We start from the raw sequence: 18,921 nt of genomic DNA on the forward strand, positions 1-18,921 counted from the left end.
CATATGTTTATATCTTTTTCAAAGTGAATGCGCTGAAATGAGAATACGCTGATGCATGTCTCGCTCGACACGATGGTGGATACGTTGAAGGCTGCGGCCGAATCCAGCCGCCTGCGCATATTGGCACTGTTGTCGCGCGGCGACCTTACCGTTTCCGATCTTACCGAAATTCTCGGCCAGTCGCAGCCACGTGTCTCGCGCCACCTGAAGCTTTTGCTCGAGGCAGGGCTGATCGGCCGCTACCAGGAAGGATCGTGGGCCTTCTTCCGTTTGTCTGATGCCGATTCAGCGCGTGATTTCGTCATGGGGCTGGTTTCCAGCATTCGCGGTGCCGATCCGCAGGTCGAGCGCGATCTCGAGCGGCTGGCTTCGGTCAAGCGCAAGCGGCAGGACCGGGCGACGGAGTATTTTTCCGTGAATGCCGCAAGCTGGGATCATATCCGCTCGCTGCACGTGCCGGATCGCGCCGTCGAGGCCGCGATGCTGAAGCTGGTCGGCAAACGGCCGTTCCAGTCGATGCTCGATCTCGGCACCGGGACTGGCCGTCTGCTCGAAATCTTCTCGCCGCTCTACCGACGCGGCGTCGGTATCGACATGTCGCGCGAGATGCTGACCGTGGCGCGCGCCAATCTCGACAAGGCCGGCATTTCGAACGCGCAGGTGCGGCAGGGCGACATCTTCTCGCCGCCGGTCGAGCGCGATGCCTTCGATCTCGTCACCATCCACCAGGTGCTGCACTATCTCGACGATCCGGCCCGCGCCATCCACGAGGCGGCGCGGCTGTTGCGCCCGGCGGGCCGGCTGGTCATCGTCGATTTCGCGCCGCACACGCTGGAATTCCTGCGTGATGAGCATGCGCATATGCGGCTAGGCTTTTCCGACCGCCAGATCGGCGAGTGGTTCACTGAAGCCGGCCTCGATCTCGAGGATGCCCAGGAGTTCGAACCGCGCGGCGGCAATGAGGCCAGGCTCACGGTAAAACTCTGGCTTGGCCGCGACAGGCGCCTCTTGATCGCCGATCCCGCCAATGAGCAGACCAAAGTGAACTCGATAGGGGAAATCGCCTGATGAACCAGTTCCGCTTTTCCCGCCGCCCCGACATTGGCGACAAGGTCAAGGTTTCCTTCGAATTCTTCCCGCCCAAGAATGACGAGATGGAGGCAAGGCTGTGGGACACGGTCACGCGGCTGGAGCCGCTGAAGCCGAAATTCGTCTCGGTGACCTATGGCGCCGGCGGCTCGACGCGTGAGCGCACCGCGCGCACAATCAACCGCATCCTGAAGGAGACCAGCCTGACGCCTGCGGCGCACATGACCTGCGTCGACGCCGCGCGTCATCAGGTCGACGCGGTGATCAAGGAATTCGCCGACATGGGCGTGAAGCGCTTTGTCGCCTTGCGCGGCGATCCGGCCGCCGGTGTGGGAACCGCCTATCGCCCACATGCGGACGGCTACGCCAATGGTGCCGAGTTGGTCGGCGCACTGAAGGAGGCCGGCGATTTCGACATTTCGGTCTCGGCCTATCCCGAGAAGCATCCGGAAAGCCCGGACTTTGCCACCGACATCGACATGCTGAAGCGCAAGGTCGACAATGGCGCTACGCGGGCGATCACCCAGTTCTTCTTCGACAATGATCTCTACGAGCGCTATGTCGAGCGCGCGCGCCGGGCGGGCATCTACATCCCGATCGTTCCAGGCATTTTGCCGGTGCACAATTTCACCCAGGTCGCGAATTTCTCGGCACGCTGCGGCGCGCTGGTGCCGGCATGGCTGGCCGAGCGGTTCGACGGCCTGCAGAACGATCCACAGACGCATGCGCTTGTGGCGTCCGCGGTGGCCGCCGAACAGGTTCTCGACCTGGTCGAGCGCGGGGTGGGGGATTTCCACTTCTACACGATGAACCGCGCCGACCTCGTCTTCGCCGTCTGCCACATGATCGGTATCCGCTCGCACGAGACGGAAGTGGCGGGCTCTGCCGCTGCATAGGTCCGGAAAGGCCTCTGAAATGCAAAAAAGGCCGGGTAAAAACCCGGCCTTTTGAATTGGTTAGATTATTTTGCTGCTGGTCTTCCCCGTCTTGGCGGGTTCAGGGAAGAAAGCCCATAATAAGGGCCCCGATGAAGGCGAACGCAGCACAAATCATCAATGCGTTGATAGGCCTCGTAAGTCCCATGACATAGCCTCCTCTTAAAGAGCTATGCCTAGGAGTCTAGGTTCATTTGTGCCACAGGCAAGCGGAAAATGTGCTGCATTGCGACGTGATTGTGAAATTTGCGACCCAGGTTTTGACGTTAGCCGTTGAAACTTCTCGGCAAAAACCCGCTTCAAGCCTGTGAATAAATTGTGGCGGGACGGTGTCGCCACGATGTCATGGCAGCGCTACCGCCGCGAAAATCGTCTTCGATTTTCGCGTCAAGTGTCGCCACGATGTCATGGCAGCGCTACCTCTGCGCAAGTCGCCTCCGACTTTCGCGCCAAGCTGAACGCGCGGCGCTCTAACGTTTTCCGAGGACACGTCCGTCGATCGTGAGAAGACCAAGCGCGATCAACACCACGCCGCCGATCTCGAACAGCTCCAGCCGCTCGCCCAGGAACAGAAAGCCGAGCAGAAGGGCGCTGGCCGGCACGATCAGCGTGACCAGCGAAGCGTTGGTGACACCGGCCGAGGCGACGAGGTTGAAGTAGAGGACGTAGGCGAAGGCGGTCGACAGCAGCGCCAGCGCCAGCACCGCCGCCCAGACCGGCGGCGAGGCGGAGAACAGCCCGGCCGGACCATGCACGAAGAGCACGATCGGGATCATGATGATGGTTGAGGCGGTCATTTGTCCGGTGGCGAGAACCGGCGAGGGCACGCCCTTGAAGCGGCGGGCGATCATGAGCGCAACGGCATAGGACAGGGAGGCGCCGATCAGCGCGAATTTGGCCCAGACCGGTCCGCCAAGCCCGGCAAGCAGGCCGGGACCGATCATGACAGCTGTGCCGGCGACGCCGAGCCCGATGCCGGCGAGCTTGTTCCAGGACAGCTTTTCGTCCGATGTCAGCGCATTGGCGAGGATCAGCGTCCAGAATGGCGTCGTCGCATTGAGCACCGAGGCGACGCCGGCGCCAAGCTCCGTCTGGCCGGCAAAGATCAGCGAGAACGGCACGACATTATTGGTGAAGGCCAGCAGGAAGAACAGGCCGGCATGCGGAAGGGCGAGGCGGAAGGACGGGCCGCGCAGGCCGAGATAGATCTGCAGCGCGATGGCGGCGATGCCGACGCGAAACAGCACCAGCACCAGCGGGTGAAGCTCCGCCACCGCGATGCGAGCGAAGAAGAACGAGCCGCCCCAGATCGCGCCAAGCAGCAGCAATTGCCCCCAGTCGGTGAGCGTCATCGGTCCGCGTGGTGTTGATGTCGCAGTCACTGCCATGCGAATCGTCCTCCCCAAGACGCGCTGAATGTCAGCCAGTCAGACACACGGCATATCGGGTCTGCCGACAAGGGCCACCCGAAACATGATCGCTGGCAAACGGTGCTGCCAAAGACCTATCGCCGCTGCGTCAGCACTGCGAGACACAGAATTGTTTTCATTAGCCGCTAGCTTGGATTAATTGTGCGCAGCCGAGGTCGAGGATTCGTCAATGCAGCGATTCGAGAATGCCCGCGAGGCGGCACTGGCGCTTCGTCCGGACGATCCGGTCTATTGCTTCCGCCCGCAGGTGCTGAAGGCCGATGCCAGGCAGTTCATGGGCATGTTTCCCGGCAAGACCGCCTATGCGGTCAAGACCAATGGCGAGCCGATCGTGCTGAAGGCGCTGGTCGAGGCCGGTGTCACCGCCTTCGACGTGGCTTCGCCCGGCGAGTTCGCCGCCGTGCGCGCGGTCTCGCCCGATGCCGAGATGCTCTACATGCATCCCGTCAAGGCGCAGTCTGATATCAAGCTGGCGCTGGAAAAATACGGCATCCGCGTCATTTCGCTCGACCATGAGGATGAGATCACCAAGGTGACGCGGGTGGTGCGGGCACTGGACATCGATCCGGGCACGATCAGCGTGTTCGTGCGGGTGCAGACCAAGGGCCACGCCGCTTACGAACTGTCGAAGAAGTTCGGCGCCGGGCCTGCCTATGCCGTGGAATTGGCGGAGCGGCTGAACCGCACGGGCTACAAGGTTGGCCTATGTTTCCATGTCGGCAGCCAGATCGAGGATCCCGACACCTATGAGCGGGCACTGGCCTCGGCCGACTGGGTGCGCAACCGGCTGACCTTCGACATTGCCGGGCTCGACGTCGGCGGCGGCTTTCCGGCCGAGTATGGCAATGATCCGAACCGCAAGCAGGTCGAGATGCCGTCGCTCGGCCAGATCATGTCGCGGCTTTCCGGTGACCTGAAGGAATACCAGTTCGACCAGATGCCGTTGGTGGCCGAGCCGGGCAGGGTGATCGTGGCGCGCTGCCTGTCGCTGATCGTGCGGGTGCTGCTGCGCAAGGGCAAGCGGCTCTACATCAATGACGGCATCTGGGCGTCGCTGTCGGATTCATGGACCGGTAAGATCACGCTGCCGGCCCGTTTCATTCCTGATCCGGCGATCCGGACCCGCAATGGCGACGAGAACAAGATCGTGCCTTTCAAGGTCTGCGGCGCGACCTGCGATTCCGTCGACATCCTGTCCAGGCCATTCTGGCTGCCGGAAACCGTCGACACTGGCGACTGGATCGAAATCGGCCATATCGGCGCCTATTCGCTGTCGCTGAGGACCCGCTTCAACGGTTTTTATCCCGACACCTTCGTCGAGGTGACGACGCCCTTCGACGAGGGCGATGCCCCGCAGGGGTTTGCCAGTCTGGAGACGATGGCGGACTGAGTTTCTTCCTTCTCCCCTTGAGGGAGAAGGTGGCCTCGCGAAGCGAGGTCGGATGAGGGGTGTTCCAGCTTGGCGACACGTCAACAGCGAACTGAACCAGACGACACCAACGCCTCACTCCGCTGGAACACCCCTCATCCGTCTCGGCGCTGCGCGCCGATCCACCTTCTCCCACAAGGAGGAGAAGGAAGAGGTGCTACAATTTCCCCAACAGCTCCGGCGTCGGCCAGCCATCCACCGGCAATCCCAGCCGCATCTGCTCCTTGCGGATCGCTTCGCGGGTATTGGTGCCGAGAATGCCGTCGACCGTGCCGACATCGTAGCCCCGGGCTTCGAGCTTGGTCTGCAGCGCCTTCATCTGGTCGTTGTTGAGGCCGGGCTCAGGGTTGCGCGGATCAAGCGGCGGCGCGCCGGCGAGCCGTGCGGCGAGGTTGGCCGCGGTTAGAGCGTAGGTGAAGGACTGGTTCCATTCGAGATAGACGTCGAAATTCTCATAGGTGAGGAAGGCCGGCCCCTTGCGGCCCATGGGCAGCGCCAGGCCAGCCGTGAGGCCCTTGTCGACCAGCGGCGAGCCGTCGGGATTGGTGACGCCCCATTGCGCCCACTGTGTCAGCGGCAGTTTGTTGGTGCGCCCGGTCTGGTCCCAGGGCATCTGGTCTGGCACGCGCACTTCCTGGATCCAGGGTTCGTCGCGCTTCCAGCCGCGCGACAGCACCTTGTTGGCCGTGGTCATGATCACGTCCGGCACGCTTTTGCGCAGGTCGATCTTGCCGTCACCATCACCATCGACGCCGCTGGCCAAATAGTCGGAAGGCAGGATCTGCGTCTGGCCGATCTCACCGGCCCAGGCGCCCTGGACGTCGGCCGGCAGGACGCCATGGTCGATCAGCTCCAGAAGCGGCACCAGCTGCTGGCGGAACAGCTGCGGGCGGCGGCAATCATGCGACAGCGTCACCAGCGCGCTCAGCGTGTGGAAATCGCCCTGCACGGCGCCGAAGTCCGTTTCCAGCGCCCAAAAGGCGGTGATGACAGGCGCCTGAACGCCGAACTGCTGGTCGGCGCGCGCGAAGACATCGGCATATTTCTTCATGTTCGCCGCACCTTGCTTCAGCCGGTAGGCCGAGATCATGCGGTTGGAAAACTCGACGAAGGTCTGGGTGAAGACGCCCTGGGCGCGGTCGCGCGCCAAGGCTCTTTCATCGATCCTGGCGTCTTCCAGCGCATCGAGGCCGACAGCACCGACGCCGGCCGCCTTGGCCTCCACTGCTACACCCTGTTTCCAGGTTTCGAAATCGCCGCCGCATTCCTGCGCCATCGCCGGCAAGGCCGTGGCGCACAAGAACAGCGCCGCGAGGGCTTGGGAACGCAGTCGCATCAGCTTCCTTTCGAAACGAACAGGGGCAATCTATCGTGCTTCGCCTGGGAAGCCCAACGCCCTGGATTACCGGCGGTTGCACTCTTTACCGCTGGCTGTGTCGAAAAGCAGGCGAAGAGCCTGGTGTCAACGGGTGTTCTGCCGCAGTCCCTTATTGGAGGCGGTTCGCTGCCGTCGTCACCGGTTCAACGGGAGCTCTGCTGGAGCAGCATAATCGAAGCCGAGCTGCCGTTGAACTGATGTCAACGGGTGTTCTGCCGCAGCCATTTGTTCCAGGCAGCTTCGCTGCCGTTGAAGACATTGATGTCGGACTTGCCGGTCATGCCGGGAACAATGCCGGTTCCGGTGTATTGCCAGAAGGTGAAGGGGTGGCTGCCATACTTCTCTCGCGGGTGCCCAGCGACGGAGCGCAGCCAGTAGGGATAGCCGCGGAAGGTCGACAGCTCGTTGTCGTCGAAGAAATCGACCGATGTGTAGATGATCGGCTTCTTGCCGTAGTGCCGCTCGACGATTTCGAGGAAGGTGGTCATTTCCGCGCGCACCGTGGCAGGGTCGGGGCGCAGCCTGCAGGTCGGGGATTGCGGGTTCCATTCCATGTCGAGCACTGGCGGCATCGCTGAGCGGTCGACCGGGACGTTCTGGATGAACCAGCGCGCCTGCTGGGCGGCGGGCGTGCAGAAATAGAAGAAATGATAGGCTGCGCGCGGAATGCCATTGGCTTTCGTGCGCGCCCAGTGCTCGTTGAAATACTCGTCGAAGCGGTCGCCGCCCTCGGTCGCCTTGATGAAGGCGAAGGAAATGCCACTCGCCCTGGCCGTCGGCCAGTCGACCGAGGTCTGGTATTTGGAGACGTCGGTGCCGTGGACGGCGTAGTTCCACGGCGCGCCGCTGTCCCATTCATGCGGCTTGGAATCGGCGAAGCGCGGCGCGCGCACGGCCACCGTCCGACTGCTGGACGCGGATGGCGACAGTGACAGATCATCCACGGTCGAGCAGGCGCCGAGCAGCGTCAGCATGAAAAGAGCCGCAAGACGGCGCATCACAACTTCCAAGCCGGAATCAGCCGGTCGCTGATGGGTCTGTGAACTAATGGCCGATCTGGCCTCTTCGAGCGATCGCCCCACGCATCGCTCAATATACCATTTTTAGTGATCGCCGATCATGGTTGATAATCCGTTGATGGCGCTCGACAACAGCCGCGATTTTGCGGAAGCAATGGCGGCAATTCGATGACATAAATCGAGCCGGAAACTACCGGCAGCCGAAAAGCAGGGACGGAAAAGATGCGGATCGTCGTCAAGATCATCAAATGGCTGCTTGGCTTGATCGTGCTGGCGGTCGCCGCTTTGTTTGCCTGGCTTTACATCGCGCCGCCCGAATTGATCCGTGTCGGCTCCGGCTATTCGGCCAAGATCGTCTGCTCGAACGTCTTCATCGCCGGGCGCGATCCCAACGAGGTGCTGGCCGTCGACGTTCAGGCGCCCGGCCACCCGCTGCTGCGGCTGATGCGCGTCTCGGTGGACAAGAACCGAGGCACTGTATCAGCGGGCCTGCTTGGCTTCCTCGGCAAGAGCGTTGCCGTCGCGCGCGAGGGGCTGGGCTGCGCCTCGGTTCCCGATGGCGATGTCGGCAAGGCGCGGCGCACGACCATCCCTGCCGAAGCGTCGGTAGCCGCCAAGGGCGATCTGTGGCCGGAGGGAGATCGGGTCGATGCCTCGCAGAATCCCGAAATCACCAAGGTCCTCGGCGATGCAGCGATGGCTGGCACCGGCATGCGCGCGATTGTGGTGGTCAAGAACGGCCGCGTCGTTGCGGAACGCTATGGCGACGGCTTTTCCGCCAAGACGCCGCTGCTCGGCTGGTCGATGACCAAGACGGTGAATGCCGCGATCATCGGCACGCTGGTCAAGGATGGCAAGATGGCGGTCGACAACAAGGGCCTGTTTGCGCCGTGGAAGGCCGATGGCCGCGCCGCGATCAGCCTTACCGACATGATGGCGATGTCGAGCGGGCTGGAGTTCAACGAGGATTATGGCGACGTCGCCGATGTTACGCGCATGCTCTATCTCGAACCCGACATGGCGGGCTTTGCCGAATCAAAGCCGCTGGCGGCCGAGGTCGGCAAGGTGTTTTCCTATTCGAGCGGCACGGCGGTGATGCTGTCGCGCCTCTGGCAGGATGCGATCGGCGACAAGGTCAAGGCGCTGACATGGCCGCGCAGCGCGCTGTTCGAGCCGCTCGGCATGCACAGCGCCGTGCTCGAGACCGACGAACAGGGCACCTTCGTCGGCGGATCCTATCTCTATGCGACGGCGCATGACTGGGCGCGCTTCGGTCAGTTCCTGCTACAAGGCGGTGTGTGGAACGGCAACCAGGTCCTGCCGGCCGGCTTCGTCGACTGGATGCGGGAGCCGGCGCCGGCCTCGAAAGTCTATGGCAAGGGCCAGTTGTGGATCGAAGGACCGGGCGACGAGGACAGCCCCGGCGCCGGTGTCGCGGCAGGCCTGCCCAAGGATGCCTACTGGATGGAAGGCCATGACGGGCAGACGGTCACCATCATTCCATCCGAGCAATTGGTGATCGTGCGGTTGGGTCTGACGCCGGCCAAGTTCGGCTATCGGCCGCAGGCGATGGTGGGAGCGTTGGTCAAGGCGCTACATTAGCCCTGCAAATCTTGTCTACGCGGCTGTCGGTAAAGGCTTGGCGCGGTCGACACGCGCCCGTTCGTCGGGCGAATTCATGACCGTCCAAAGATCGCTGCGGCGTTGGACGTTCAGCCAGAAGTCGGGGCTGTTGCCAAACACCCGTGCCAGAATGAGCGCGGTTGCCGCTGTCACGTTGCGGCGGTCGTTGCACAATTCATTCACATGCTTGCGCTGAACGCCCATCGCCCCGGCCAAAGCCGCCTGCGTCAAGCCAAGCGGCTGCATGAATTCCTCGGTGAGAATTTCGCCAACCGTTGCTGGTTTGCGTGTGGTCATCAACATGTCTCTCACCTCACTTGTAACTGTGGTCGTCGAGATAGATGTCCGACGCCTCACCGCGACCGCCGTCCCACCGGAAGACCAGACGCCATTGTTTGTTGACGCGGATAGAATGGAAGCCTTCGAGATTGCCGCGCAACTTCTCGAAATGATTGCTGGGCGGAGCACGCAAATCTTGGTCAATCGCCGCATCGTCAATCATCTGGAGCTTTCGGAACAAGCGGCTTTCGAGATCGGACGGAATGTTGCGGGAGCGGGTATTGTCTACAAAGTAGGCCCGCAGCCATCCGTCTCTAAAGTCGACGATCATCACATACTTCCAGCGTGGAGCTGATGTACCACTCTGTGGGCCATATGGCAATGCGCACGCGGTTGCTGCCGCCTTATAGCGGTTGGGAGCAGCGGCCTTCAGGTTGCAAACTTAGATCTTGATCACCGCCAGCCAGGCATAGCCGCGATAAAGCGTGCGGAAACGGAAGGTTGCGCCGGTTCGCCGCGATTCCGATTCAAGCACTTCGCGCAGGGATTCACGCGGTGTGACGTGGAATTTTCTGAGCCAGCCGCGCAGCATCGTCCGGAACCAGTTGGGCAGGCCTTCCTGCTGGCCGAAATCGACGATGTGCAGCGAGCCGCTGGGGGACAGTGCGGCCAATGCTGCCGACACGGTCTTTTCCCAGCCGGGGATCATCGACAGCGAATAGGAGACGAAGACGCGGTCGAAGCGTTCGATGCCGTAAAGTGCTCCGGCGTCGAAATCGGTGGCGTCGCCCCTTGCCAGCGTGACTCGGTCAGACAGGCCTTCGCGGTCGATTGCTTTGGCTGCCGTTTCCAGCATTTCAGCCGAGATATCGAGGCCGAAGAAATGCGCATCCGGATAGCGACGCGCTGCCAGAATGATGTTGCGGCCGGTGCCGCAGCCGAGTTCCAGCACGGTGCCGCCGGCCGGTATCTCCAGCCCCTCGATCAGCCGGTCGCGGCCGAGCAGATAGTATTTGCGGGTCAGGTCGTAGATATGGCGCTGCCAGCGATAGACGCCGTCCATCAGTTCGGCATGGCTGGCCGGCAGCTCCGTCGTGCTCATGCCGCGCGCTTCACATAGAGGTGGAACCCGCCATAGATGGCCGAGCGGTCACGGGCCGAGAACTCGCGCGACGCCTCGTTCTGATAGTCCCACTGGTCGAGCAGCGAGGTCGAGACGCGGCCCGGCAGCAGGCTGGGTTCGGCGGCGGTGCGGAAGATGACGCGGGCGCCGGCCGAAGCGGTGCGGGTGATTTCCGACCACAGCGCATTGAGCTGCTCATCGGTCATCCAGTCCTGCGCATCGAGCAGGATGAAGCGGTCAACAGCGCCCGCATCCTTGCCGGCGAGGAACTCGATCAGATTGGCATGGTGGATGGCGACGCGGTCGATATTGCCGCGGATGGTGTCGTAGTTCTGCTTTTCCAGATAGGCGGGCAGGGCGGCCTCGCCCGGCTCGGGGTAGCGCCGGGCAAAAGCCTGCCAGGCGAAATAATTGTTCTCTAGGGGAAAATCGCAGGCGAGCTTTTCCAGCCGGGCCTTCAGCACGCTGGCCATGGTGCCATCGCCTGATGTGATCAGCGAATCATACTGCGCCGGCGGAATGCCGAGGCCGAACAGCGAAGCCTTGCGCGACGTTGCCCATTTCAGCAGCTTCTTGTCGAAAACCGGCGCCAGCTCCTCGTTGAAGAAGCGGCGCTGTTCGCCGATGTTTTTGGCTTCCATCATGCGGGCCGGGTTGACGCCGAAGAACTTCGCTGAGCGGTGACCCATGGCGATGAACAGGCCGAGCAGGCCGGTCTGGTAGAAATTGCGGTCGAAAACACCGATGCGCCGGCGGCCCCGCCAGCTGCGGTGTTCCCAGTAATGGCGGCTGACGGGATCGAGATGCGGCGCTATGAAACGGTCGTAGGCTTCCGAATTGTGGCTGGTGTCGGCGGCGCCGAAGAAGCGGAACAGGTCGCCCTGCGAGGGCAGGCGTCGCACCGCCTCCAGCTTCATGCGGTTCAGGGCGATGTGGGCGGCGTTGAGGTCGACGGCGTCGATCTGTGCCGGCGAGCGAGTGAGGTAGGCCAGGATGTTGCAGCCGCCCGAAGCGATGGTGACGACGCGGTGACCCTGGCCAAGCTGCATGGCCTCCATGTCGACATCGGGGTCTTCCCAGATCTGTGGGTAGACGAGCCCAGAAAACAGGAGAGCGAACAGCCGCTCGGAGATGCCGGCTTTCGAAAGTGCGCGGTTCTGGTAGACCGCTTTTCCAACTTCCTTGCCGCGGCGAAAAACCAGATCCGAGGAGACGTCCGTCATGACAAAGTGATTCCCCATTTGCTTTGTCGCAAGCGGGTACCCCAGGGTCATGACAGGCCGGTGACAACCTGTTGACGCAAAATCAGGCCGCAGCGAACCGAAGTCCTGTTAGCTTATTGGACTCGTATGTGTCTTTAAATTTATCAGAAAAGATTATGTCGAATCTGGCAACAAAGGGATCTCTTAGTCTAAATAAATCTAGATCTGTTGAAAACCCTTCTTTCAATTTCAAATCAAAAATCCTAGATATGTCGCCGCCATCAAATTGATATTTTTCGTAATTAGACCTTAAAAAATCGAAACCATCCACCTCTTCCATGGGAACATATATTTCCAGATCGTATTTGTCAGTTTTTGCTGTGTAGAATTTGTGGCGGCTCTGTAAAATTATCGACCCAAACAGGTCGAATATTTCACGCCTCGCAAACAAAACACCCGGCTTAGCAGTCGGCGCGAAATCTCCGATTGGGAGGGGGCGCTGTTTGTCAAAGCGGAATCGCAGCTTGCTTTGGTCGATATCCCTCGCACCTTCCATTCCTAGAAGATCTTGCGATCCATAGTCATTCCCCCAATCAGCAAGAATGGCACAATTTCTGGAATCTTGGTGGGTTCGCCAATATGACATCATAGTACCTACGAATTGAGTTCTACTAGCGTCGTTCGCGTTTTATCACTTTTCCCAGCCTTTGGCCGCTGATGTCATCTGAATTTGCGCGTTACAACAGCTTGCCAAACCCGCCCGACGTCGGCGTCGTCAGGATGACCGCTTCGCCAGCTTCAAGCACGGTCTGGTCGCAGGCCTTCAGCACATCGATCGTGCCATCCTTGCGGCGGACCTTGGTCGATCCGACCTCGCCATCGGCACCATCGTCCAGACCCTGCGGCGGGCGGTTGCGGTGCGAAGACAGGATCGCGCATTCCATCTTCTCGAGGAAGCGGATGGTGCGCTTGGTGCCGTCGCCGGCTTTCCATTTGCCCTTGCCGCCGGATCCCTCGCGAATGTGGAAATCCTCCAGCACCACGGGAAAGCGCAGTTCCAGCACTTCCGGATCGGTCAGGCGCGAGTTGGTCATGTGGGTGTGGACGCCTGATGTGCCGGCAAAGCCGCGGCCGGAGTTCATCTGGCCGGCCGGCGAGCCGGAGCAGATGGTTTCGTAATACTGGTACTGCTTGTTGCCGAAGGTGAGGTTGTTCATCGTGCCCTGCGCATTGGCCATGGCGCCCATGGCGCCGAACAGCGCATTGGTGACATGCTGCGAGGTCTCGACATTGCCGGCGACGACGGCGGCGGGGTAGGCGGGCTTCAGCATGCAGCCATCGGGAATGATGATGTTGATCGGCCGCAGGCATCCGGCATTCATCGGGATCATGTCCTCGACCATGACGCGGAAGGCATAAAGCACGGCTGCGCGGGCGACCGGCTCCGGCGCATTGAAATTGTTCTTCATGACAGGCGAGGTGCCGGTGAAGTCGACCGTTGCCTCGCGCTTTTGCCGGTCGACCGTGATCTTCACCTTGATGACCTGGCCGGTATCGGTCGGGTATTCGTAATGCGAGCTATCCGGCAGCCGTTCCAGCACGCGGCGCACGCTTTCGGCGGCATTGTCCTGGACATGGCCCATATAGGCCTCGACGACACCGAGACCGAAATGCGCGACCATCTTGCGCAGCTCGGCGACGCCTTTCTCGTTGGCGGCGATCTGCGCCTTGAGGTCGGCGATGTTCTGGTGTGGGTTGCGGGCCGGGTAGCGGTGGTCGGTGAGCAGCGTGTGCAGCTCGGCCTCGCGGAATTTCCCACGATCGACGATGCGGAAATTGTCGAACAGCACACCTTCCTCGTCCACGGTGGTGGCAAGCGGCGTCATCGAGCCGGGGGCGGTGCCGCCTATATCGGCGTGATGGCCGCGCGAGGCCGCCCAGAACAGGATGTTCTCCTGGGCATCGTCGAAGACGGGCGTCACCACGGTGATATCTGGCAGATGCGTGCCGCCATTATAGGGCGCGTTCAAGGCAAAGACGTCGCCGGGGTGGATGTCGCCGGAGTTCAGCCGGATGACGGTTTCGACCGAGCGGTCCATGGATCCCAGATGCACCGGCATGTGCGGCGCGTTGGCGACCAGGGCGCCTGTGTGGTCGAAGACGGCGCAGGAAAAATCCAGCCTTTCCTTGATGTTGACGGAGTAGGCGGTGTTCTGCAGCGTCACGCCCATCTGCTCGGCGATCGACATGAAGAGGTTGTTGAAGACCTCCAGCATAACCGGGTCGGCTGATGTGCCGAGGGCAGCAGCGCGCGCTTTCCTTTGTGTGCGACGGATCACGACGTGATCGAGATTGGTGATTTCGGCCTGCCAGCCCGGCTCGACGACGATGGTCTGGTTCGGTTCGATGATCAGCGCAGGGCCTGCGACCAGATTGGACGGGCGCAGGTTTTCGCGACGATGGATGCTAGCTTCATGCCACCCGCCTTCGGTGTAGATGCGCCGCGTTCCAGAAGCACCAGCTTCAACCCTTGCAGGTCCGGCGGGCGCATAGGCCTCGGCGCTGCTCTCGCCGATTTCGATGCCCTCGACGCCGACCGTCTCGACGATCATCGGCTTGGCGTCATAGACGAAGCCGAATTGCGCCTTGTGGGCAATTTCGAAAGCCCGCCTGGCCTGGAAAATCGAGTCACTTTCGAAATTCACCGGCAGTGTCGTGTCGGTGCCGTCATAGCGGATGTGCAACACCGGCTTGGTGGCAACCCTATCCTCGGCGATGCCTTGCGCCGCCAGCTCCGCGATGACTGCTTTTTTCAAGGTGGCGATGAGGTTGCCGATCTCCGTTCTGGATTCCTCGGCAAGGGGCTTGAGCAGCGCCTGCTGGCGCGAGGCGAACACCGACGCCAGGCCGATGCCATAGGCGGAAAGCAGTCCGGAGAAGGGGTGGATCAGCACCGCCTCCATGCCAAGCGCATCGGCGACCAGGCACGCGTGCTGGCCGCCGGCGCCCCCGAAGCAGTTGAGCAGGTATTCGGTGACGTCGTAGCCGCGCTGCACCGAAATCTTCTTGATGGCATTGGCCATGTTCTCGACGGCGATGGTGATAAAACCTTCCGCAACCGCTTCCGGCGAGCGGCCGTCGCCGATCTCGGCGGCCAGTGCCGCGAATTTTGCGCGCACGGTCTCGACGTCGAGCGGCTGGTCCTGGCCGCGGCCGAAGATCGCCGGGAAGAAATCGGGCTGCAACTTGCCGAGCATGACGTTGGCGTCGGTGACGGCGAGCGGCCCGCCGCGCCGGTAGGCTGCGGGGCCAGGATTGGCGCCGGCGGAGTCCGGTCCGGCGCGAAAACGGCCTGCCTCGTAGTGCAGGATCGAACCGCCGCCGGCGGCGACCGTGTGGATGCGCATCATCGGGGCGCGGACGCGTACGCCGGCGACTTCGGTATCGAAGGCGCGCTCATACTCGCCATCATAGTGGGCGACATCGGTGGAGGTGCCGCCCATGTCGAAGCCGATGACCTTGTCGAAACCGGCGAGCTTCGCCGTCTCGACCATGCCGACGACACCGCCGGCGGGGCCAGACAGCAGCGCGTCCTTGCCCTGGAACATGTCGGCTGCGGTGAGGCCGCCGGAGGACATCATGAACATGAGGTGAGGAAATTGGCCGATCTCCCCCACAGGTGGGGAGATCGGGGCCGCGCCTAGCTCGCCCGCCACCCTCTGCACATACCGCGACAGGATCGGCGACAGATACGCGTCGACCACGGTGGTGTCGCCGCGGCCGACCAGTTTGATCAGCGGCGAGACCTCGTGGCTGACCGAAACTTGGGCGAAGCCAATCTTGCGGCAGACCTTTGCCACCGCCTTCTCGTGATCGGGATATTTCCAGGCATGCATGAAGACGATGGCCACGGCGTCGATGCCGTCTGCCTTCGCCTGTTCGATGGCCGGCCGGCAAGCGGCGATGTCGAGCAGTCGCTCGACGCAGCCATCGGCAAGCACGCGCTCGTTGATCTCGATGACGCGCTCATAGAGCTGTTCGGGAAGGATGATCTCCTTGGCGAAAATGTCCGGCCGCGCCTGATAGGCGATCCTCAGCGCATCGCGAAATCCCTTGGTGATGAGCAGCAGCACGCGGTCGCCCTTGCGCTCCAGAAGCGCGTTGGTGGCAACTGTGGTGCCCATCTTGATGTCGCCGATCTGGCCGGACGGTATCGCGGCGCCCGGTTCAAGGCCGAGCAGGTCGCGTATGCCCTGGATGGCGGCGTCGGCATAGGCCTCGGGGTTTTCCGACAGCAGCTTGCGCGGATGCAGCCCGCCTTGCGGGTCACGGCCGATGACATCGGTGAAGGTGCCGCCGCGATCGATCCAGAAATCCCATTTCGACGCCATTGCAGCTCCCGGCACTTCAATTCCATTCAATGCATCGTGTTAGTTCGCCGCTGTCAGGCCGGCAATCGCAAAAGCGCCGGTCGATGTTACAGGTGGAAACGCAACGTTACGAAACTCATGGCCCGGTGATGCATTGTCTCTGCGAGCGCTCACTGCAATTTGAGCGTGTATTGAAGGAGAGATGTTATGAAAAAGCTCATTCTGGCTTCCTTGTCCGCCATTGCCCTTCTGGGCGTTGCTGCCTGCAGCGACAGCGGCACTGACAAAACCACCACCCAGAGCACCAATCCGCCGGCCGCCGAGCAGCCGATGAAGCCTGCGGCCCCGGCCGACAATTCGACCAAGCCCGCCGAGCCGGCTCCGGCAACACCTGCTCCTGCGCCCGCGCAGTAGCTTGTACCTGTAGAGCGTGTCTTGGGAGGAAGGCCGGCGTCATGCCGGCCTTTTCTCGTAGAGGCGATCAGCCGACCCGACCCACCCGACCAGACAAGGCTGCTTATCTTCACATCGCAGCCATGCGCCGTTATTGGCTTGATAGCGGTGACCGGTTGGCTTTATGAAACGGACCATGTCGATTTGGGACCGCCTCGGCGAGTTTATCACACGGGTATCGTCTTCAGCGACGTCGGGCGTTGCCGACGTTGTCGAGGCCGTGCGCACGGTTTTCTCCGGCGATGCCGATCTGCGCCGCCGCGTCGCCTTCTCGGTGGCGATGATCGCGCTTTCGGCCAAGATGGCCAAGGCCGACGGCATCGTCACCCAGGACGAGGTGCGTGCCTTCCAGGAAATATTCGAGGTGCCGCCGAAGGAGACGCGCAATGTGGCGCGGTTGTTCGAACTTGCCCAGCAAGACGTGGCCGGCTTCGAGATCTATGCCGAGCGTATGGCGCAGATGTGCGGCTCTGGCCATTCGAATTGCGTGATGCTGGAAGACATACTGGACGGCCTGTTCCACATCGCCAAGGCCGACGGCGTGGTGCATGAGGGCGAAGGCATCTTCCTGCACCGTATTGCCGAAATCTTCCGCATCGATGAGGCGCATTACGAAGCCATCATGGCGCGGCACGTCAATCTTGGCGCTGGCGATCCCTATGTCGTACTCGGCATCGAGCGCGGCAAGCCGTTTGAAGAGGTCAAGAAGCGGTATCGCAAGCTGGTGTCGGACAACCATCCGGACCGGCTGATCGGACGCGGTCTGCCGCAGGAATTCATCAAGATCGCAACCACCAGGGTCGCGGCGATCAACGCGGCCTACGAGATGATCGAGCGGGGCCTGCGGCACGCATGAGCGGCTTCCTGCCCGACGAGCCGAGCGCCGAGGTCAGGGTATCGCCGAATTTCGGGCCAAGGCGTGACACGCTGAAGGCCGATATAATCGTGTTGCATTATACCGGCATGGCGACGGGTGCCGGGGCGGAAGCGTGGCTGTGCGATCCGGCGAGCGAGGTCTCGTCGCACTATCTCGTCCATGAGAATGGCCACATCGTGCAGATGGTCAGGGAAAGCGACCGCGCGTGGCACGCCGGCAAGAGTTCCTGGTTCGGACGCACCGACATCAACTCCTGCTCGGTCGGCATCGAAATCGCCAATCCGGGACATTCGCTGGGTTACCCAGGATTTCCCGGACGCCAGATCGAGGCGGTGATCGGCCTGTGCAAGGGGATTGCCGCGCGGCATGCAATTCCTGCCAAACGGGTGCTGGCGCATTCCGACGTGGCGCCGGGGCGAAAGATCGATCCGGGCGAGAAGTTCCCGTGGGCAGTGCTGTCTGGCGCCGGTGTCGGCCATTTCGTGCCGGCCTCACCGGTGAGGCGCGGAGCCGCGCTGAAGCCCGGTGACAGCGGGGCCGATGTCGAGGCGCTGCAGTCGATGCTGGCGCTCTACGGCTATGGTGTCGAGATATCGGGCATTTTCGACCATCAGACACGGATTGTCGTCGAGGCCTTCCAACGGCATTTCCGGCCTCGCCTTGTGGATGGCGTGGCCGACGGGTCGACGATGCGCACGCTGCAAAGACTGCTTGCTTCGGCCAGGGATTGACCCTGGGTCAAGGTCCGCCCAAAGTAATCTCTTCCCTTCGTTAAGTTACAAGCTGTCACTCAAAGTGACTTGCCGCGCCTTCATTGGCGCCAATTCGGACTTCAAACGGCAATCCGTACAGTTTGTCGGACCTCTAGCCCCCGATGTTCCGATATTGATCAAGCAGCTCCGCGCGAAAATCTTCGCGTGGCCCAGACAGAACAGGATCACATGCAGAAATTGACCGTTTTAACGGCAGCTCTTGCTGCCGGCGTAATGACTTTTGCCTTCAGTGCGGCTGACGCCGCGCCGGTAAGCCCACGGGCCGATCAGGGGCTCGTCGCGGCGACCGCCAAGGGCAAGGCCATTCCGGCCAAAAGCAGCAGGAGTGCAAAGGCGACGAAGCAGGCTTCCGCCAAGGTGGAAAAGGTAAGCTGGACCAAGGCGAAGAAATCCGCGAGGCAGACGAAGCGCGGCCGCAAAACCGTCGACATGACGACAACGGCATCGATCGGCCTCAGGAATGTCGCAACGTCGACGGCGGCGGTGGCCAGCAGCGGCCAGTATTCCGCGATCGTCGCCCGCTATGCGGCAAGCTACGGCGTTCCGGTCTCGCTGGCTCATGCCGTCATCACCATTGAGAGCAACTATCGGCCGAACATGGTCGGCAGCGCCGGTGAAATCGGCCTGATGCAGATCAAGCCGGCGACGGCGCGGATGATGGGGTATAACGGGTCAGCCAAGGGGCTGTTCGATCCCGACACCAACATCAAATACGGCATGAAGTATCTCGCTTTGGCGCAGAACCTTGGTGGTGGCACGACCTGTGGCACGATCCTGAAATACAATGCCGGCCATGCCGCGACGCGGATGAACCCGATCTCGGCCGCCTATTGCAGCAAGGTCAAGGTTCAGATGGCGGCGCTCTGATTGCAAGTTGCGAGAGCCGACGGACAAGCCGGCTTTTTCATTTGCGTTTTCCCGGCTGAACCCCTTTATACGCC

At 61.8% G+C, this 18,921-nt stretch carries 17 protein-coding genes; 8 read left to right on the forward strand and 9 right to left on the reverse strand.

Annotated elements, in window-relative coordinates; all coding sequences use genetic code 11:
• Positions 1 to 51: 51 nt before the first annotated feature.
• Together EB235_RS17640 and metF are read left to right on the forward strand one after the other, a co-directional pair.
• Complete coding sequence (locus EB235_RS17640; RefSeq protein WP_027029741.1) at positions 52 to 1,068, forward strand: ArsR/SmtB family transcription factor; 1,017 nt, start codon at positions 52 to 54, stop codon at positions 1,066 to 1,068.
• Entirely contained in the window at positions 1,068 to 1,985 is a 918-nt protein-coding gene (metF, locus tag EB235_RS17645) for a methylenetetrahydrofolate reductase [NAD(P)H] (RefSeq protein ID WP_027029740.1), read from the forward strand. Before EB235_RS17640 ends, metF begins: the two co-directional genes overlap by 1 nt.
• A 509-nt stretch (positions 1,986 to 2,494) precedes the next feature.
• Here metF and EB235_RS17650 read toward each other — a convergent pair.
• The gene (locus EB235_RS17650) at positions 2,495 to 3,412 is read right to left on the reverse strand and encodes a DMT family transporter (protein WP_027029739.1); all 918 of its coding nucleotides are present in this window, start codon (positions 3,410 to 3,412) and stop codon (positions 2,495 to 2,497) included.
• A gap of 211 nt (positions 3,413 to 3,623) precedes the next feature.
• On the opposite strand from EB235_RS17650, the gene EB235_RS17655 reads away from it, so the two are divergent.
• The gene (locus EB235_RS17655) at positions 3,624 to 4,844 is read left to right on the forward strand and encodes an alanine racemase (RefSeq protein ID WP_027029738.1); all 1,221 of its coding nucleotides are present in this window, start codon (positions 3,624 to 3,626) and stop codon (positions 4,842 to 4,844) included.
• A 196-nt stretch (positions 4,845 to 5,040) separates the two neighbouring features.
• On the opposite strand, the gene EB235_RS17660 is transcribed toward EB235_RS17655, so the two are convergent.
• Positions 5,041 to 6,219, reverse strand: a complete 1,179-nt coding sequence (locus EB235_RS17660; protein ID WP_027029737.1) for a lytic murein transglycosylase — start codon at positions 6,217 to 6,219, stop codon at positions 5,041 to 5,043.
• A 242-nt stretch (positions 6,220 to 6,461) separates the two neighbouring features.
• Complete coding sequence (locus EB235_RS17665; RefSeq protein ID WP_027029736.1) at positions 6,462 to 7,259, reverse strand: glycoside hydrolase family 25 protein; 798 nt, start codon at positions 7,257 to 7,259, stop codon at positions 6,462 to 6,464.
• A 243-nt stretch (positions 7,260 to 7,502) separates the two neighbouring features.
• Here EB235_RS17665 and EB235_RS17670 point away from each other — a divergent pair, with 243 nt between their 5' ends.
• Positions 7,503 to 8,882 (forward strand): serine hydrolase domain-containing protein, encoded by a 1,380-nt coding sequence (locus EB235_RS17670; protein ID WP_027029735.1) that lies wholly within the window; start codon positions 7,503 to 7,505, stop codon positions 8,880 to 8,882.
• Between the two features lie 15 nt (positions 8,883 to 8,897).
• Here the strand turns inward: EB235_RS17670 and EB235_RS17675 are convergent, their stop codons facing one another.
• The 6 genes from EB235_RS17675 to EB235_RS17700 form a co-directional block, all read right to left on the reverse strand.
• Positions 8,898 to 9,206 (reverse strand): HigA family addiction module antitoxin, encoded by a 309-nt coding sequence (locus EB235_RS17675; protein WP_027029734.1) that lies wholly within the window; start codon positions 9,204 to 9,206, stop codon positions 8,898 to 8,900.
• A 10-nt stretch (positions 9,207 to 9,216) separates the two neighbouring features.
• On the reverse strand, positions 9,217 to 9,513 hold the full coding sequence (locus tag EB235_RS17680) for a type II toxin-antitoxin system RelE/ParE family toxin (RefSeq protein WP_027029733.1): 297 nt from the start codon (positions 9,511 to 9,513) through the stop codon (positions 9,217 to 9,219).
• Positions 9,514 to 9,624: 111 nt separating this feature from the next.
• Positions 9,625 to 10,284, reverse strand: coding sequence for a class I SAM-dependent methyltransferase (locus EB235_RS17685; protein WP_027029732.1), 660 nt, complete (start codon positions 10,282 to 10,284; stop codon positions 9,625 to 9,627).
• Positions 10,281 to 11,579, reverse strand: a complete 1,299-nt coding sequence (locus EB235_RS17690; RefSeq protein ID WP_027029731.1) for a DUF3419 family protein — start codon at positions 11,577 to 11,579, stop codon at positions 10,281 to 10,283. Before EB235_RS17690 ends, EB235_RS17685 begins: the two co-directional genes overlap by 4 nt.
• Before the next feature lie 31 nt (positions 11,580 to 11,610).
• Positions 11,611 to 12,156: a hypothetical protein gene (locus tag EB235_RS17695; RefSeq protein ID WP_208603620.1), complete on the reverse strand. Its 546-nt coding sequence runs from the start codon at positions 12,154 to 12,156 to the stop codon at positions 11,611 to 11,613.
• A gap of 88 nt (positions 12,157 to 12,244) precedes the next feature.
• The gene (locus EB235_RS17700; RefSeq protein ID WP_027029729.1) at positions 12,245 to 15,898 is read right to left on the reverse strand and encodes a hydantoinase B/oxoprolinase family protein; all 3,654 of its coding nucleotides are present in this window, start codon (positions 15,896 to 15,898) and stop codon (positions 12,245 to 12,247) included.
• Between the two features lie 186 nt (positions 15,899 to 16,084).
• Here EB235_RS17700 and EB235_RS17705 point away from each other — a divergent pair, with 186 nt between their 5' ends.
• From EB235_RS17705 to EB235_RS17720, 4 genes are all read left to right on the forward strand, one after another.
• Positions 16,085 to 16,291 (forward strand): hypothetical protein, encoded by a 207-nt coding sequence (locus EB235_RS17705; RefSeq protein WP_027029728.1) that lies wholly within the window; start codon positions 16,085 to 16,087, stop codon positions 16,289 to 16,291.
• A 175-nt stretch (positions 16,292 to 16,466) separates the two neighbouring features.
• Complete coding sequence (locus EB235_RS17710; RefSeq protein WP_027029727.1) at positions 16,467 to 17,186, forward strand: J domain-containing protein; 720 nt, start codon at positions 16,467 to 16,469, stop codon at positions 17,184 to 17,186.
• Positions 17,183 to 17,938 (forward strand): peptidoglycan recognition protein family protein, encoded by a 756-nt coding sequence (locus EB235_RS17715; RefSeq protein WP_027029726.1) that lies wholly within the window; start codon positions 17,183 to 17,185, stop codon positions 17,936 to 17,938. The genes EB235_RS17710 and EB235_RS17715 overlap by 4 nt, the downstream gene beginning before the upstream one ends.
• 210 nt (positions 17,939 to 18,148) lie before the next feature.
• Positions 18,149 to 18,847 (forward strand): lytic transglycosylase domain-containing protein, encoded by a 699-nt coding sequence (locus EB235_RS17720; RefSeq protein ID WP_027029725.1) that lies wholly within the window; start codon positions 18,149 to 18,151, stop codon positions 18,845 to 18,847.
• Positions 18,848 to 18,921 lie beyond the last annotated feature (74 nt).

The sequence above is a fragment of the Mesorhizobium loti R88b genome (genome assembly GCF_013170845.1).
In the GTDB taxonomy this organism is placed as follows: Bacteria; Pseudomonadota; Alphaproteobacteria; order Rhizobiales; family Rhizobiaceae; genus Mesorhizobium; species Mesorhizobium loti_B.

Excerpts from the sequence above, each read along its gene's own strand:
- EB235_RS17705 (WP_027029728.1), top strand. The coding sequence starts at position 16,085 with ATGAAAAAGCTCATTCTGGCTTCCTTGTCCGCCATTGCCCTTCTGGGC.
- EB235_RS17670 (WP_027029735.1), top strand. The coding sequence starts at position 7,503 with ATGCGGATCGTCGTCAAGATCATCAAATGGCTGCTTGGCTTGATCGTG.
- EB235_RS17660 (WP_027029737.1), bottom strand. The coding sequence starts at position 6,219 with ATGCGACTGCGTTCCCAAGCCCTCGCGGCGCTGTTCTTGTGCGCCACG.
- metF (WP_027029740.1), top strand. The coding sequence starts at position 1,068 with ATGAACCAGTTCCGCTTTTCCCGCCGCCCCGACATTGGCGACAAGGTC.
- EB235_RS17665 (WP_027029736.1), bottom strand. The coding sequence starts at position 7,259 with ATGCGCCGTCTTGCGGCTCTTTTCATGCTGACGCTGCTCGGCGCCTGC.
- EB235_RS17720 (WP_027029725.1), top strand. The coding sequence starts at position 18,149 with ATGCAGAAATTGACCGTTTTAACGGCAGCTCTTGCTGCCGGCGTAATG.
- EB235_RS17685 (WP_027029732.1), bottom strand. The coding sequence starts at position 10,284 with ATGAGCACGACGGAGCTGCCGGCCAGCCATGCCGAACTGATGGACGGC.
- EB235_RS17640 (WP_027029741.1), top strand. The coding sequence starts at position 52 with ATGCATGTCTCGCTCGACACGATGGTGGATACGTTGAAGGCTGCGGCC.
- EB235_RS17700 (WP_027029729.1), bottom strand. The coding sequence starts at position 15,898 with ATGGCGTCGAAATGGGATTTCTGGATCGATCGCGGCGGCACCTTCACC.
- EB235_RS17710 (WP_027029727.1), top strand. The coding sequence starts at position 16,467 with ATGTCGATTTGGGACCGCCTCGGCGAGTTTATCACACGGGTATCGTCT.
- EB235_RS17680 (WP_027029733.1), bottom strand. The coding sequence starts at position 9,513 with ATGATCGTCGACTTTAGAGACGGATGGCTGCGGGCCTACTTTGTAGAC.
- EB235_RS17650 (WP_027029739.1), bottom strand. The coding sequence starts at position 3,412 with ATGGCAGTGACTGCGACATCAACACCACGCGGACCGATGACGCTCACC.
- EB235_RS17715 (WP_027029726.1), top strand. The coding sequence starts at position 17,183 with ATGAGCGGCTTCCTGCCCGACGAGCCGAGCGCCGAGGTCAGGGTATCG.
- EB235_RS17655 (WP_027029738.1), top strand. The coding sequence starts at position 3,624 with ATGCAGCGATTCGAGAATGCCCGCGAGGCGGCACTGGCGCTTCGTCCG.
- EB235_RS17695 (WP_208603620.1), bottom strand. The coding sequence starts at position 12,156 with ATGATGTCATATTGGCGAACCCACCAAGATTCCAGAAATTGTGCCATT.
- EB235_RS17690 (WP_027029731.1), bottom strand. The coding sequence starts at position 11,579 with ATGACCCTGGGGTACCCGCTTGCGACAAAGCAAATGGGGAATCACTTT.
- EB235_RS17675 (WP_027029734.1), bottom strand. The coding sequence starts at position 9,206 with ATGTTGATGACCACACGCAAACCAGCAACGGTTGGCGAAATTCTCACC.